This window comes from Mycolicibacterium chengduense, from assembly GCF_033741155.1.
Taxonomy (GTDB): Bacteria; Actinomycetota; Actinomycetes; order Mycobacteriales; family Mycobacteriaceae; genus Mycobacterium.
The window spans coordinates 179,307-194,572 of record NZ_JAWQNH010000008.1; the positions used below are offsets into that span (position 1 = coordinate 179,307).

At 68.6% G+C, this 15,266-nt stretch carries 10 protein-coding genes; 6 read left to right on the plus strand and 4 right to left on the minus strand.

The window, feature by feature from the left end:
- Position 1: 1 nt before the first annotated feature.
- Positions 2–151, minus strand: a complete 150-nt coding sequence (locus SBI67_RS26830; protein ID WP_266046696.1) for a hypothetical protein — start codon at positions 149–151, stop codon at positions 2–4.
- A 234-nt stretch (positions 152–385) separates the two neighbouring features.
- Here SBI67_RS26830 and SBI67_RS26835 point away from each other — a divergent pair, with 234 nt between their 5' ends.
- Complete coding sequence (locus tag SBI67_RS26835; protein WP_318983487.1) at positions 386–1,249, plus strand: NYN domain-containing protein; 864 nt, start codon at positions 386–388, stop codon at positions 1,247–1,249.
- 18 nt (positions 1,250–1,267) lie between these two features.
- Here the strand turns inward: SBI67_RS26835 and stpK7 are convergent, their stop codons facing one another.
- Positions 1,268–3,031: a serine/threonine protein kinase StpK7 gene (gene stpK7, locus SBI67_RS26840; RefSeq protein ID WP_318983488.1), complete on the minus strand. Its 1,764-nt coding sequence runs from the start codon at positions 3,029–3,031 to the stop codon at positions 1,268–1,270.
- 171 nt (positions 3,032–3,202) lie between these two features.
- On the opposite strand from stpK7, the gene SBI67_RS26845 reads away from it, so the two are divergent.
- Both SBI67_RS26845 and SBI67_RS26850 read left to right on the plus strand, forming a co-directional pair.
- Positions 3,203–5,566 carry a flippase-like domain-containing protein gene (locus SBI67_RS26845; protein ID WP_318983489.1) on the plus strand — a complete coding sequence of 788 codons (2,364 nt, stop codon included), beginning with the start codon at positions 3,203–3,205 and terminating at the stop codon, positions 5,564–5,566.
- Between the two features lie 25 nt (positions 5,567–5,591).
- Positions 5,592–6,077 (plus strand): TspO/MBR family protein, encoded by a 486-nt coding sequence (locus SBI67_RS26850; RefSeq protein ID WP_318983490.1) that lies wholly within the window; start codon positions 5,592–5,594, stop codon positions 6,075–6,077.
- Between the two features lies 1 nt (position 6,078).
- On the opposite strand, the gene SBI67_RS26855 is transcribed toward SBI67_RS26850, so the two are convergent.
- Positions 6,079–7,605, minus strand: coding sequence for a DUF7937 domain-containing protein (locus SBI67_RS26855; RefSeq protein ID WP_318983491.1), 1,527 nt, complete (start codon positions 7,603–7,605; stop codon positions 6,079–6,081).
- Between the two features lie 129 nt (positions 7,606–7,734).
- Here SBI67_RS26855 and SBI67_RS26860 point away from each other — a divergent pair, with 129 nt between their 5' ends.
- Both SBI67_RS26860 and SBI67_RS26865 read left to right on the plus strand, forming a co-directional pair.
- Positions 7,735–9,474 (plus strand): DUF7159 family protein, encoded by a 1,740-nt coding sequence (locus tag SBI67_RS26860; protein ID WP_318983492.1) that lies wholly within the window; start codon positions 7,735–7,737, stop codon positions 9,472–9,474.
- 169 nt (positions 9,475–9,643) lie between these two features.
- Positions 9,644–10,414: a cutinase family protein gene (locus SBI67_RS26865; protein WP_318983493.1), complete on the plus strand. Its 771-nt coding sequence runs from the start codon at positions 9,644–9,646 to the stop codon at positions 10,412–10,414.
- 67 nt (positions 10,415–10,481) lie between these two features.
- On the opposite strand, the gene SBI67_RS26870 is transcribed toward SBI67_RS26865, so the two are convergent.
- Entirely contained in the window at positions 10,482–12,056 is a 1,575-nt protein-coding gene (locus SBI67_RS26870) for a PE-PPE domain-containing protein (RefSeq protein ID WP_318983494.1), read from the minus strand.
- A 1,086-nt stretch (positions 12,057–13,142) separates the two neighbouring features.
- Between SBI67_RS26870 and SBI67_RS26875 the strand changes: the two genes are divergently transcribed.
- On the plus strand, positions 13,143–15,188 hold the full coding sequence (locus SBI67_RS26875; RefSeq protein ID WP_318983495.1) for a copper-translocating P-type ATPase: 2,046 nt from the start codon (positions 13,143–13,145) through the stop codon (positions 15,186–15,188).
- Positions 15,189–15,266: the final 78 nt, after the last annotated feature.

Below are 15,266 nucleotides of genomic sequence, written 5' to 3' on the forward strand. Positions count from 1 at the left end.
CTCAGACGGTCCGCGCCGCGAAGGCGGCGCTGGACAGAATGCCGATTGCCAGTGCCAGCGTGCCGTAGCCGAGAACGGCGGCTGCGACGACAGCGGCGATCGAGCCGACACCGAGAAGTACCAGCAGGCCTGCTAACAAAGCTCCGCCCATGTCCACCCTTTCCTATGACTGTCGTCACAATGTAGCGCATTCGGTGTGCTGAATCACACCAACTGGCGGACACGGTCTGATGACGACTCGCGAACACCATCTGGCCAGGTCAGGGGACATGTTTTGCTTACCGATCGGCCAAGACAACCTTGCCGGACGGCCGACTAACTAGCAAAGATCTCCCGGTGCCAGCCGGGGTTCTCCGCCGGTCAGCCGATGGGCAACACTGGACCCATGACAGACGCCACCGCCACCCGCGTCGCGGTCTACCTCGACTTCGACAACATCGTGATCTCCAGATACGACCAGGTCAACGGGCGCAATTCCTTCCAGCGCGACAAGGCCAAAGGGCTGCAACCGGATCCGCTGGCCAGAGCCACCGTCGACGTCGGGGCCGTGCTGGATTTCGCATCCTCCTTCGGAACCCTGGTGCTCACCCGGGCCTACGCCGACTGGTCGGCGGACGTCAACGCCGGCTATCGCCAGCAGCTGGTGGGACGGGCAGTGGACCTGGTCCAGCTGTTCCCGGCAGCGGCCTACGGGAAGAACGGTGCCGATATCCGGCTGGCCGTCGACGCTGTCGAGGACATGTTCCGGCTGCCCGACCTCACACACGTGGTGATCGTGGCCGGCGACTCGGATTACATCCCACTGGCCCAGCGCTGCAAACGGCTCGGCCGATACGTCGTCGGGATCGGAGTGGCCGGGTCCTCGAGCCGGGCTCTGGCGGCCGCCTGCGACGAGTTCGTGGTCTATGACGCGCTCCCCGGGGTTCCGGAGTTCGAGCCGGCGCCCGCCGCCGAACCGAAGAGCACCGGCCGGCGCACCAAGAAAACCGAGCCGGAGGAGCCCGCGGCGCCCGACCCGCAAGCTGCCGCCACCGCCTTGCTCACCCGGGCGCTGCAGATCGGACTGGAGAAGGACGATGTCGACTGGCTGCACAACTCCGCGGTGAAGGCCCAGATGAAGAGGATGGATCCGTCTTTCAGCGAAAGGTCTTTGGGATTCCGGTCTTTCAGCGATTTTCTGCGGTCGCGGTCCGACACCGTCGAACTCGACGAGAGCTCCACGACCCGAATGGTGCGGCTCCGGCCCTAACGCCGGCCGTGACGCTGCCTACCGCGAAGCCCCGTTCAGCACCGGCTCGGCGACCATGCCCTTCTCCACGCCCCACATGGTGGCGATGGTCTTGTACTCACCGGTGGAAATCAAGTGCTGCAACGCCTGCAGCAGTGACTGCGCCAGGGGTGAGCCCTTGGCCACCGGCCAGCCGTAGGGCGCCGAGTCGAAAACCTCACCGGCCGGAACCAGCGCACCGCCACTGAGCTTGATGGCAAAACCCGTCACCGGCGAATCCGCCGACATGGCAACGACATCCCCGGCGATCAGCGCCGCTGTCACGTCATCCTGGCGGTTGTAGACCACCTTCTCGATCGGAGCCAGGCCCGCCGCCACGCATTCGTCACTCTTGGCCGGTATCTCGACCGTCTCCTGAATCACGCTGGCCGCCACACCGATTCGCAGACCGCACGCCGAATCCGGGCGGACCGACGCACCGGCGCGCTGCGCCCACAACGTGCCCGCCTCAAAATAGGTCACGAAATCGACCAGCTGCTGGCGCTCCCGCGTATCGGTCACCGAGGACATCCCGACATCGACCGTGCCGCTGCGCACCGACGGGATGATCTGGTCGAACTCGGTCTCGCGGTACTCGGGTGTCAGGCCGAGGGTGCGCGCCACGGCATTCATCAGGTCGACATCGAAGCCGACGATCTCGCCGGCCGAGTTCCTGAACTCGTTGGGCGCGTAAGGCACGTTCACACCGATCACCAGCTTGCCGGTGCCGCGGATCTCGGCGGGCACGGTGGCCGCGATCGCGGCGACCGATCCCGGCGGTCCGTCGGCGAGCACCACCTTGTCGGTGTCCCACCATTTCCAAGCGGCCACGGCGCTGGCGCCCACCAACACCAGCACCCCGGCCGCCAGCAACGCCCGCTGCGGCACCCGGCGACCCGGGCCGCCACCGCGCTGCACCGAATGCCGTCCCGAACCGGTCACCCGCACCGGGGTCTGCACCGCCTGTCGCGCAGCGGCCGCCAACTCGGCGCCGGTCTGGTAGCGCTTGGCCGGCTTCTTCGCCATGCCCTTGGCGATCACCTCGTCGAAGGGCTGCAGCCGGGGATCGATGGCCGACGGTTTCGGCGGCGGCGCCACCATATGCCCGGCGATCTGCTGCTCCAGGCTGTCGGCGGGGTAGGGCCGCGTCCCGGTGAGGCACTCGTAGAGCACGCACGTCAGCGCGTAGATGTCGGCCCGCGGATCGGCCTGCCCGCCGTCGAACCGTTCGGGCGCCATATAGGCCAGCGTGCCCAGCGTGCTGCCCGCCGTCGTCATGCCGACCTCACCAGCCACCCGGGCCAGCCCGAAGTCGATCAGATACGCGAAGTCCTGTTTGGTGATGAGGATGTTCGACGGTTTGACGTCGCGGTGGATCAGGTCCTGTTTGTGCGCGGCATCCAGCGCCGAGGCCACCTGCTCGATGACCTTGACCGCGAACTCGGGCTCCAGCGGCTTGTCGGCATCGGCCAGGATGGCGCCCAGGGTGCGCCCCTCGATCAGCCGCATGTCCAGATAGAGCCGCCCGTCGATCTCGCCGAAGCCGTGGATCGGCACCACGTGCGGATCGTTCACACCCGCAGCGGCCTGCGATTCCTGCCGGAAGCGAGCCTGAAAGGTGGTGTCCAACGCCAGATTGGGTGGCAACACCTTGAGCGCGACCACCCGATGGGTCCGGGTGTCGTAGGCCCGGTAAACCTCACCCATCCCGCCGCGGCCGATCAGCTCCCGAAGCTGATAGTGCCCGAAAGGTGTCGCGTCCACCGTCTTCCCTCTCGGCGCTGGCCCTCTGTTCGCGTGCGTGGCTGAGTCGCAGTGTCGATCGAAGCTACATCACAGTGGCAAAATTGTCGTCCTGTGTCAGCCGGAATTCGGCTGCCTCCCACACAGCGCCGGTACCCATGCTTGGCATGACGAGCGGTTACGTTTGTCCACGTGCGTGTTGACGGCCGGGACATCAGCGTCACCGGGAGCTTGCTGCAACCGCTGACCAGGCGCACCAACGACATCCTGCGGCTGCTGCTTGCCGCCCTGTTCCTTGCCACCGTCATCACCAGCTCGCTGATCACCCGCAACGACTGGGTGGCCCTGGAGCGGTCGGTCTCGGAGATCATCGGGGTGCTCACGCCCACCCAGTCGAACCTGGTCTACCTCGCCTACGGCGTGGCGATCCTGGCGCTGCCCTTCGTCATCCTGGTCAGCTTGGTGTTGTCCCGGCAGGTGAAGCTGCTGGGCGCCTACGCCGCGGCGGGGTTGTTGGCCATCCTCTCCCTGTCCATCTCCGGTAACGGCATCGCCGCGCCGCAGTGGCATTTCGACCTGTCCGACCGGCTGGACACCCAGTTGTCCCAGTTCCTCGACGATCCACGCTGGATCGCGCTGCTGGCGGCGGTGCTCACGGTGTCGGGTCCGTGGCTGTCGCGGCGGCTGCGACGGTGGTGGTGGACGCTGCTGCTGGCGTTCGTGCCGATCCATCTGGTGGTCAGCGCCGTGGTGCCGGCCCGTTCACTGCTCGGGCTGGCGGTCGGCTGGTTCGTCGGCGCCCTGGTGGTCTGGGTGGTCGGGACCCCCGCCCTGGAGGTCCCGTTGGACGGCGCGATCCGGGCGCTGGACCGGCGCGGGTTCGTGGCGACGACGCTTGCCGTGATCCACCCGCCCGGCCCGGGACCGCTGGTGCTGGCCGCGACCAGCGCCGACGCCACCGCGGTGGCCGAGCTGTACGGGCCGAACCAGCGCAGCGGCGGCGCCCTGCGGCAATTGTGGATCAAGTTCCGGCTGCGCGATGACGAGACGGCTCCGCTGCAGACCTCGATGCGGCGCGCCGTCGAGCACCGGGCGCTCATGGCCATCGCCATCGGTGACCTGGGTTTGGCCAACACGTCGACGGTGGCGATGGCCGCACTGGACCGGGGCTGGACGCTGTACGCCCGCAAACCCGCGCGCGGCGCCGCCCTGACGGCCGATGTCGCGACCGCCGGTGAGGTCTGGACGGCCCTGCGCGAACTGCACGGACACGGCATCTCACACGGTGACCTGCGAGCCAAGGAGATCACCGTCGACGACGGTGCGGTGCGCTTCGGTGGCTTCGCCTACGCCGAGTACGGGGCCACCGATCAGCAGTTGCAATCGGATATCGCGCACCTGCTGGTGACCACCACGGCGCTGTACGGGGCCACGACGGCCGTCGCGGCCGCGATCGACGCGTTCGGCCGGGACGCCGTGCTGACCGCGTCGCGGCGGCTGACCAAGTCCGCGGTCCCCAAGCGGATCCGCGAGCACGTGCCGGACGCCTCGGACGTGATCAAGGCGGCCCGCGAGGAGGTGCAAGAGCAGACCGGCGCCGGTCAGATCCGGCCCGAGACCATCACCCGCTTCACCCGCGTGCAGATCATCCAGCTGGTGTTGCTCGGCGCGCTGGTCTACGTCGCCTACCCCTTCATCAGCACGGTGCCGACCTTCTTCTCCGAGCTGGGTTCGGCCAACTGGTGGTGGGCGATGCTGGGGCTGATGGTGTCGGCGCTGACCTACGTCGGCGCCGCCGCGGCGCTGTGGGCCTGCGCCGACGGCCTGGTGAGCTTCCGCAACCTCTCGATCATGCAAGTGGCCAACACGTTCGCCGCCACCACCACCCCGGCCGGCGTCGGCGGCCTCGCATTGGCGGCCCGTTTCCTGCAGAAGGCCGGCCTCACCCCGCTGCGCGCCACGGCGGCGGTGGCGCTGCAACAGACCGTCCAGGTGATCGTGCACGTGTTGCTGCTGATCCTGTTCACCACCATCGCCGGCGCATCGGCGAACCTGTCGCATTTCGTGCCGAGCGCGACCGTGCTGTACCTGGCCGCCGGCGTGGCCCTCGGGCTGATCGGGATGTTCCTGGCGGTGCCCAAGCTGCGCCGCTGGCTGGCGTCGTCGCTGCGGCCGAAACTCAAGGAGGTCACCGGCGACCTGATCGAGCTGTCCCGGGAGCCCCGACGGCTGGGCCTCATCGTGCTGGGAGCGGCCGGCACGACACTGGGCGCCGCCCTGGCGCTGTGGGCCAGCGTCGAGGCGTTCGGTGGTGACACGTCGTTCGTGACCGTCACGGTGGTGACGATGGTCGGCGGGACACTGGCGTCGGCGGCCCCCACACCGGGCGGTGTCGGGGCTGTGGAGGCCGCCCTGATCGGTGGTCTGGCCGCCTTCGGCGTGCCGGCCGCGATCGGGGTGCCCTCGGTGCTGCTGTACCGCGTGCTGACGTGCTGGCTGCCGGTGTTCGTCGGCTGGCCGGTGATGCGGTGGCTGACGCGTAACGACATGATCTAGCCGCCGTATCCGTATGTTGGTCGGCATGGCACTCACCACCAAGCTCGCATCCGCTGCTGCTGTCACCGCCACCGCCGTGATCGGCGGTCTGGCCAGTCGTCCGGCGCAGTCGTCCTGGTACGAGAATTTGCGCAAGCCGCCGTACCAGCCTCCGCGCCAAGCATTTCCGATTGTCTGGCCCATCCTGTACACCGATATCGCGCTGGTGTCCTCGGCAACCATCGACGAGCTCCAGGCGCGCGGTGAGACGGCCAAACGCAGGTCCTACATCGTCGCCCTCGTCATCAACCTGGTACTAAACGCCAGCTGGTCGTGGATCTTCTTCAGTCGGCGCAAGCTCGGTGCCGCCGCCGTCGGCGCCGCCGCGCTGACCGTCAGCAGCGCCGACCTGACCCGGCGCGCCGTCGAGGTCAACGGCGCCAAGGCAGCCCCGCTGGCGCTCTACCCGGCGTGGTGCGCGTTCGCGACAGCCCTGTCGACGCCGATCTGGTGGATGAACCGCAGCCGCTGAGTCACTGCCCGCGGGTGGGCTTGCGCTGGATGCGCAGCGCCTGAGTCGGTGTGTCCAGCGCGGTGGTGGCCGGTGCCTCCAGCGCGGTGGTCGGCGGCGCTTCCAGCACCGTCGTCCGCTCATCCCGACGCCGCACGATTCTGGGCACGGTCGCCTGTTGCGGCCGCACGACGGTGGATGGCTCGACGGTGGAGACCGGCGGTGCTGCGGTGCGTCGCCGGACCACCAACCCCGCCAATGGGCCGGTCAACAGCATGACGACCAACACGATCAGGCTGAGCAGCGCGACGGTCACATCGAAGGTGCTGGTGATCTGCTGGGCCAGGTTGTTGCCGTAGACGGCCGCCGGCGCCGGCGTGGCATACCGCGGGGCCAGCGCCACCCCGATCGCCACATTGGCGACGCTGAAGACGAACAACACCCCACTGAACGCTGCCGCCACCACTCCCCTGCCCAGATTGCGGTGCAGCCACAGCGCAATGACCGCAGTGACCAGGTTGAACGCCGTCATCGCGACGCTGTCGTACAACGCCCGGGGCAGATCCAGGGACAGCGCGACAAGGTAATCGACCACGCGCAGCGCGGCGGACGCGAACGCCCAGAACGCGATGAGCGTCAGGCATTTCTGTGCGGCACCACGGTAGGCACCGATGGTCGGCGGCTTGATCAGGAAGACGGCATACAAGGTTGTCGGCGCGACGATTCCGGCCACCGCGGCCCAGGCGAGATAACCCTCGTAACCGATGGCCGCGGTCGAGGTGTTCTCGGCGATGCCGTGGAACGCATCGATATCTCGGCCGATCCCACTGATCCAGGTCAGCGTGGCGGCCAGGGCGCCCGCCGCGCCGAGCGCCGTCGTGGCCAGGCGCGCCGCCGCGGTCCGCTCCGTCAACCAGCGTGAGGCGATGACCAGCGCGATCAACGCCTCGACGCCGTACAGGACGGTGGTGACGACGACGGCGATGTCGTGCCCGCCGAAGGCGCCGTCGGTGACGAACAGGTAGCGCAGCCGCCAGTACAAGTTGAAGGCCACCGACAGCGTCGCCAACGCGATCGACACGAAACCGATGACCCGCGCGATCGCATACCAAAGCCGAAAACCGTTGTCCTCGATGGTGATCGATGTGATCGGCGGTTGGGCGGCCAACAGTGCCCCGCCCACCCCCAACAGCATGGCCGGCCCCACGCCGGGCGGCACCGCCCCGGTGCCGCCGTGCTGCACGGTCTGCGCCAGGTGGTAGCCGACGAAGACGACGACCATGAGCAGGTAGGGGACGCACAACAGCACCCGAATCCGCGCGCCGCGCCGGATATCGGTCAGAGGGCGGACATGCGGCACCGCGGCGGCACCGAGGGCCAACACCGTCGCGACGATCACGGCGACGAACAACGATCCGGCGCTACCGGGGATACCGGGCCCGAACCGCAGATTCCACGGCAGCAGCAGCGCCAGGATCAGTAGTGCGACGGCGACACCGTCGCGCACCCGATTGGTGCGACGGGGAATGTAGCCGGTGCGATCACTCACCCGCCCGATCCTTCCACGCGCGCGGCGGGCAGGGTATCGACTTCTGCTCGGCACTGTGCGCTGTGCGGTAGCTTGGAACGGTCGAAGCGTCGGGGGTGGCAGAGTACGCGTGAGGCAAGGAGTAAAGCCGTGGACGTAGTCCTCGGGGTCGCGGTCACCGGTCGGGTGGCGCGGCTGGCCATGATGGATTTTCCCGGCACCCAGGTGCTCGACCAATACGCGTTCGATCTGGCCGATGACGCTGTGGCCGAACTCGCCGAGACCATCATCGGCACCCATCGCGAGATCGCCGCCTCGGGTAACCGGTTGGCCGCGACCCGCCTGTGCCTGCCGGACGCCGCCGAGGCGCAGACGCTGCGTCAGACCGTGGTCGACGCCGGGGTGCTCGATGTCGACGTGGTCACCGAGGCCGAGGCGGCCGCTTCGCTGGCCCGCAGCCAGGGCGTCGACGCGTCGCTGCTGCTGGCCGCCGACGACACGGTGTCATTGACGGTCGTCGGCGATAATCCCGCCACGCTGGCCTCGGTGCCGATCGGCGCCGCAGGAGCGGCCGTCGCCTGCGCGACCGTGCTGCAGCAGGCGCCGCCCGAGATCCAGGTGATGCTGACGGGCCAGCGCCTGGACTTGGAATCCATTGCGGCAGAACTTCGTTCGACGATTCCCGTGCAGGTTCCGGCCGACGTCGGCTACGCGATCGCACGCGGGGCCGCCCACACCGCCGGCGGTTCGGGTGCCGCACCGGCCGGTGCGGCCACCCAGCTCGCCCCGGTGGTGGATGCCACCGCGGCGGCGCCGGTGCTGGACGCGACGCAGGCCGCCCCGGTCGTGGATGCCACGGAGGCCGCACCGGTCAACGCGGCCAACACCGAACTGGCGCCACAGCTGGCGTACTCGCAGGCCACCGATGAGGAGCCGTGGTCCGGGTATGACGAGATGTCCGAGGCGGCCATCGCCGAGTTCGTCCCCGAGCAGGAGGACGAGGCGGCCTATCCGGGCTCCGATTACACCGAGGCGATTCCGGCGCCGCCGCCGCGGCTGATCCTGATGGGTAGCGCGGTGGGGTTCCTGGTGGCAAGTTTCGCGACGTTGGCCGTCACGGTCGCCGTGAACATCCGCCCGGCGGCGGTGGTCAGCGCCCAACCCGCACCCGTGCAGTCCGATACCGTGCCCGGCCGGTATCTGCCGCCCGTCCCGCACGAGCCCGATCCGGTGGCATTGCCGGTCGCGGTGCTCACCCCGGCACCGGCGGCACCGGCCGCCCCGGCGCGTTCCCGCAGCGTCAGCCCGCCGGCAGCACCGGCGCCGCAGGCGCCCGCGCCGGTCGAGGCTCCCCCGGCCGCCCCACCACCGCCCGCCGGTGTGCCTGCCGTGCCGATTCCCGTCCCGCCGGTCATCGTGTTTCCGCCGCTGACGCCGTGGACACCGCCGACGGTCACCGTCACCAGCACGCCGAGCACGACCACTCCGACCACCACGACGACTCCGACCACGACGACCAGCCCGACCACGACGACCACGACGACCACCACCACTGCGACCACGACGGCGCCCCCGACGACCACCACGACGGAGCCCCCCACCACGTCGACCGCGCCGCCGACGTCGTCCGTCGAACCGGTCACCCCGGTTCAGCCGGTCACCCCGGTGCAACCCGTGACCCCGGTCCAGCCGGTCACCCCGGTGCAACCCGCGACTCCGGTCGCACCCGTCGAACAGCCGTCGGTCGTCGAGGCGCCGCCCGTGACCAAGGCACCGCCGGCCGAATCGCCCTCCGGCGGCTCGTCACGCAGTGGCTCGAGTGGCAATGGTTCCGAAGGCAACCGACATTCCGAACAGGCGCCGGTGACGACGGTGGTGGAGAGCCCGTAGCAAACGCCGCAGGCCGCATCGTCCATCCCGGCCGCCCGAACTTTTCGCAGGTGAGATACATCACTTGACACGGGCGGAATCGCAGCTCAGGGATCCCGACTTATAGCAGGCAGTTGCCACCTCTACGCAGAAGCGATGGCGAAGCTGACCCAAGGACGGGGACCACCTCATGAGCACATCTCTTCCAGCCCGCATCGCCAAATCGACGGTCTTCAGCACGCTGGCCTTGGCCGCGGTCGTGGTGGGCCTGTTCGCCGGTCCCGCCGCCACCGCGAGCGCAGCCGACGACTCCTGCGCCGCCGTCGAGGTGGTCTTCGCTCGAGGCACCTTCGAAGCGCCCGGCGTCGGCGCCACCGGCCAGGCCTTCGTCGACGCGCTGAACGCCCGGCTGCCCGGAAAGACGGTCGATGTGTACGGGGTGAACTACCCGGCATCGCTGGACTTCGGGCGCGCCGTCGACGGTGTCGCCGATGCCGCCAACCAGATCCAGACCATTGCGGCCCAGTGCCCGTCGACCAAGATCGTGCTGGGTGGCTACTCGCAGGGCGCGGCCGTCGCCGGCTACACCACCAGCAGCACGGTGCCCGCCGGGGTGGCACTGCCCGCCGGGTTGTCCGGCCCGATGCCGGCCTCGGTGGCCTCGCACGTCGCGGCGGTGGCACTGTTCGGCACCCCGGACAACTGGTTCCTGAGCCTGGCCGATCGCACCGCTCCCCCGATCACCGTCGGTGATCTGTACGCAGGCAAGACCATCCAGCTGTGCGCCACCGGCGACCCGGTCTGCTTCCCCGGTGGCCTGGACCGCTCTGCGCACAGCTCCTACAAGTCCAACGGGATGGCCGATCAGGCAGCCGATTTCGTGGTCGGTCGGCTGGGTCTGCCCGCCGCCCCGGCCGCGACCGTGGTGCAGGCCGCCGCCGAGGTCGAGCCGGGTAACTGAACCCCTACCAACAACGGCCGGAAGCCATTCCCCGCGGGGTGCCTTCCGGCCGTTGTTGTTTCGCTTGCTATTCGGTTGACTGGTCGCCAGTGCTGGCCCCGCCGGCGCCGTCATCATGGTCGGCGCCGGTGGCCGCGGCCCCCTTGTCGGATGTGGTCGGCGTCGCCACCGGATGCGCGGTGACCGACACCCCCTTGGGGGTATCACCCGGCGGTTTCCGTGTCGTCGCAGATGTGCGCGGGTGCGTCGGCGGCGTGGCGTCGGCGGTGGCGGTGGTAGTGGCGGCGGCGGTGGCCGACGCCGAGGCGGCTGAGCCCGGGGTGGAAACGTCCCCGGACGGGCCCGGCTCGGGCGCGCTGACCTCGGGTTCCGGGCTGACGGCCGGTTTCTCTTCCGCCGACACCGACACCGCCGGCGGCTGCCCCTGCGCCTGCTCCGTCGTGAGCGAATCGGCGGTGACGGGTGTAACCGTCAGACGCGGGGTGGCCGTGTGTGCGGTGGCAAGGTGCGCGGTCGCTGTGGCGGTGCCATTGAGGCCATTGAGTTCCCGGTCGCGCGCCTCCATGGCGTCGATGATCTCCGATGTCGTCGTGGGTGCCGTGGTGACGGGCGGTTCGCTCGGCTGGGGCTTTGGGGGATCGATTCCGGCGAGGCGCTGGCCCGCCCGCGCAAACCCCGCGGCGATCGCACTCAGGTACTGGATCGTCTTCTGCGGGGTGGGCAGAAAGCCCACCTTCCCGCTCTCGTACATGCCGGTGCTCTCGACGATCGGCTGCATGATGTCCTGTAGGGCCTCGATGATCCTGGTCGGCACCCTGAGCAGTTTGAGCGGCATCAGCAGCGGCATCACCGGGCTGTGTACGCGGACGGTGACGACGTTGCCCTCGACGGTGGTGACGTTCTGCGGATCGTCGAAGTCGAAACTGTCGAGCCGGGAGTGTTCAAACACGAAACCGGCCGCGATCTGCAACCAGCTCACCGGGTTCCAGAGGTACTTGGGGAAATAGGCGATCGGATCGTACTCACGGTTGACCCGCAGATAGGTACCGTCGGGCAGCGGGACGGCACCGCCGGGGATATCGGATCCGAAGGTCGTGTTCTGCGATTGGTACCGGTCGAAGAGGCCGGTGCCGGGAGTGTTGGAATCACCGTAGAACACCGCGAACACGCTCGACATGTCGTAACCGGTTGCCGCTACCCGCTTCAGCGCCTCGGCGGCGACCCGCCCGCCGAACGAACCGGTGTCGATTCCGCTGACCGTGGTGGAAGGGTCCCGGGCCAGGAGCAGTTCGGTGAGCCAGCTGGCGCCGGAGTCCAGGGACGCCGCGGTGACGTCACCCGGGTAACGCGTGCGATCGGTGAGCAGGGTGACGTCCTGAATGCGTTCCCAAACCCCGCCATCCTGCTCGGCGAGGGCCCCTGGCGGGAAGTTGACCCCGGCACCCGGCACCGCGAACAGGGCCAGCGCGGCCAGGTCGACAGCGTCGGTCGAGACCGGTCGGTGCTGCTGATGAACCGCATACGGCATCTGCTGGATGACGGGCTGGTCGACCGCCGCGGTCACCAGCAGTGCGGCGGTCGCGGGGACCGCCAAGATCCTGATCGCGCGGTTGTTCTTCCTCATCCGGTGACGTGCCGTCACGGCGCCTCCTTGTGCGGGGATCTCCCGGTACCGGACGACGAGCACGACCGCCATCGCCCATTTTCGGCGACCATACGACATGACCACAGGTGTCGCATAGTGATCCTTGCGATCGAAAGATGTTCGCCCACAACAGTTGTCGATGCATCAATGCGAGCATGATCGTCGGCAAAGCCGCGATGTGAAGCGGCGGCGCGCCACCGGCGTCGGGTCGGGATCGCCGTGCCGCGGCCCAAGCCCAATCATCCTGCGCCCACAGCTAATACCAACCAGCAGCACGACAGGCAGCAAATGCGACAGACCTGGGCGGCAAACCGTTCACGACGCCGATATGGCACGCACCACAACACCTTTCGCGTCGACTGCAGTGGAACGCCGGTCGATGCAAACATCCCGGGACGCAGGCACAACGAACCGGCCGGTCCACATCGCCCCCTCTCTCCGCCGCAAGATCCCTGATCAGCACCCCCTCGGGCAGCTTTGTGGCGAATCCGACTGGCCTGCGCACCGGTCGTTCTTCATCGGTAATTGTACTTAGCCAGCGACTTCAGCTAACAAAGTCGGCACGGCACTCGGCATCCACGCGGGCAGCGCGCCTACCGCCCCCGACCACTGCGCACGTCCCCACGTATCGCCAAAGACCCTTTCTTTCAAGAATTCTCACATCGCGACACCGTACGGACCCGCTGCCACGCACCCGAAACGTCGCCGTCGCGCCCCGGGGGCATTCTCGGCATCGCAGAATGCCGGCCACTGCCGCTGGCTATCCCGCGGGCCGGACGGTGGCGGCGAGCGAATCGCCCGCGCCCCGTCGACCCCGCCCCGCCGGCCGGGCGGACCTCCGCGGCACTCGGCAAACCCCCGAGGATCCGGCCGACCCGGCGGCCCCTTTCCTTATACCCCATGGGGGTATAAGGTGACTGGCGTACCCCCACGGGGTATCTGGAAGGGAGTCGCCATGGTCACGAGTGAATACCCGGTCGCTGGAATGTCGTGTGGTCACTACGCGTCCTCGACGCGCGCCGAGCGACGAGGCCGGCTGTTCGGCCGTGCGAATGCCATGACCATGCTGACCGGGGAGGGATCATGACCCATCCGCACGGTGGTGCACACCACGGCGATCACGCCCGCCACGGCGGTCATGCCGGCCACGGCGATCACGTCGCGCAATTCCGGAAGCTGTTCTGGATCAACCTGGCCATCGCGATCCCCGTCGTGGCCTTCTCCGCCATGTTCGCGATGCTCGTCGGCTACCAGGTGCCGGACTTCCCCGGGGCCCGCTGGGTCGCCCCGGTGCTGGGCACGGTCATGTACGCCGTCGGCGGGCGCCCGTTCCTGGCCGGAGCGATCGGCGAAATTCGTTCCCGCACACCGGGGATGATGCTGCTGATCGGCCTGGCGATCACGGTGGCCTTCGTGGCGTCATGGGGCGCCAGCCTGGGCTTGCTGCACCATGAACTGGAGTTCTGGTGGGAATTGGCGCTGCTCATCGCCATCATGTTGCTCGGGCATTGGATCGAAATGCGTTCCCTCGCCCAGACGACGTCCGCGTTGGACTCGCTGGCCGCGCTGCTGCCCGACGACGCCGAGAAGATCGACGGCGACCGTACGGTCACCCTGGCCGTCTCCGAGCTGCGGGTGGGTGACGTCGTCATCGTCCGCCCCGGCGGCAGCGTGCCTGCCGACGGCGTGATCGTCGACGGCCGCGCCGACATGGACGAGTCGATGGTGACCGGCGAGTCACGGCCGATCGCCAAGGAAACCGGTGACACCGTGACCGCGGGAACGGTCGCGACCGATTCCGGGTTGCGGGTCCGGATCACCGCGACCGGCGACGACACCACGCTGGCCGGCATACAGCGGCTGGTGACCGAGGCTCAGAATTCCTCGTCGCGCGCCCAGCGGCTGGCCGACCGCGCGGCGGGCTGGTTGTTCTGGTTCGCGCTGTCCGCAGCTGCCGTCACGGCCGTGGTGTGGACGCTGGCCGGACATCCCGATGCCGCGGTCGTGCGGGCCATCACCGTGCTGGTGATCGCATGCCCGCATGCCTTGGGTCTGGCCATCCCGCTGGTGGTCTCGATCGCCACCGAACGGGCAGCCCGCGGCGGCGTGCTGATCAAGGATCGCCTCGCGCTGGAGAGCATGCGCACCGTCGACACCGTGCTGTTCGACAAGACCGGGACGCTGACCAAGGGTGAACCCACCGTGACGGCCACAGAGCCCGTCGGTGATCTCGACGGCGCTGTGGTGCTCGCGGCGGCCGCCGCCGCCGAATCGGACAGCGAACATCCGCTCGCACGCGCCATCGTGCTTGCCGCGCAGGACCGCGGTCTGAAAGTGCCCCGCCCAAGCGGTTTCACGTCCTCGCCGGCGGTCGGGGTGACGGCGACCGTCGATGGCCATGAAGTGCGGGTGGGCGGCCCGCGGCTCCTCGCGGACATCGGAGCCGACGAAGTCGGCGCCGCCGCGGCGTGGCGTGCCGAAGGAGCAATCATCCTGCACGTCGTGCGCGACGGCAGGGTCATCGGCGGCATCCGGCTGGCCGACGAGGTTCGGCCCGAGTCACGCAAGACCGTCGAGGCGTTACACAAGCTCGGCGTCGAGGTCGTGATGATCACCGGGGACGCCGAAGCGGTCGCACAGGCAGTCGCAACGGAACTGGGGATCGACCGGGTCTTTGCCGGCGTGCGACCCGAGGACAAGGCGGCGAAGGTCTCCAGCCTGCAGCACGAGGGCAAGAAGGTTGCCATGGTGGGGGACGGCGTCAACGACGCCCCAGCACTGGCCCAAGCCGATGTCGGCATCGCGATCGGAGCCGGAACCGATGTCGCGATCGCATCGGCTGGGGTCATCCTGGCCAGCTCGGACCCCCGCTCGGTGCTGTCCGTGATCGAGCTCTCCCGGGCCGGCTATCGCAAGATGAAGCAGAATTTGTGGTGGGGTGCCGGCTACAACCTGATCTCGGTACCCCTGGCCGCCGGCGTACTCGCACCGATCGGATTCGTGTTGCCCATGTCGGTCGGGGCCATCCTGATGTCATTGTCCACGGTGGTGGTCGCGCTCAACGCCCAGTTGCTGCGCCGTATCGATCTGAGCCCGCAAGCCAGTACCCGGGCGATCCTCGACCGCTGATAGGCGGTCGAGGATCACGAGTTGCGAACCCTGCCAACGAATTACACAGTTGGTATTCATCTACCACTGTTACCAATG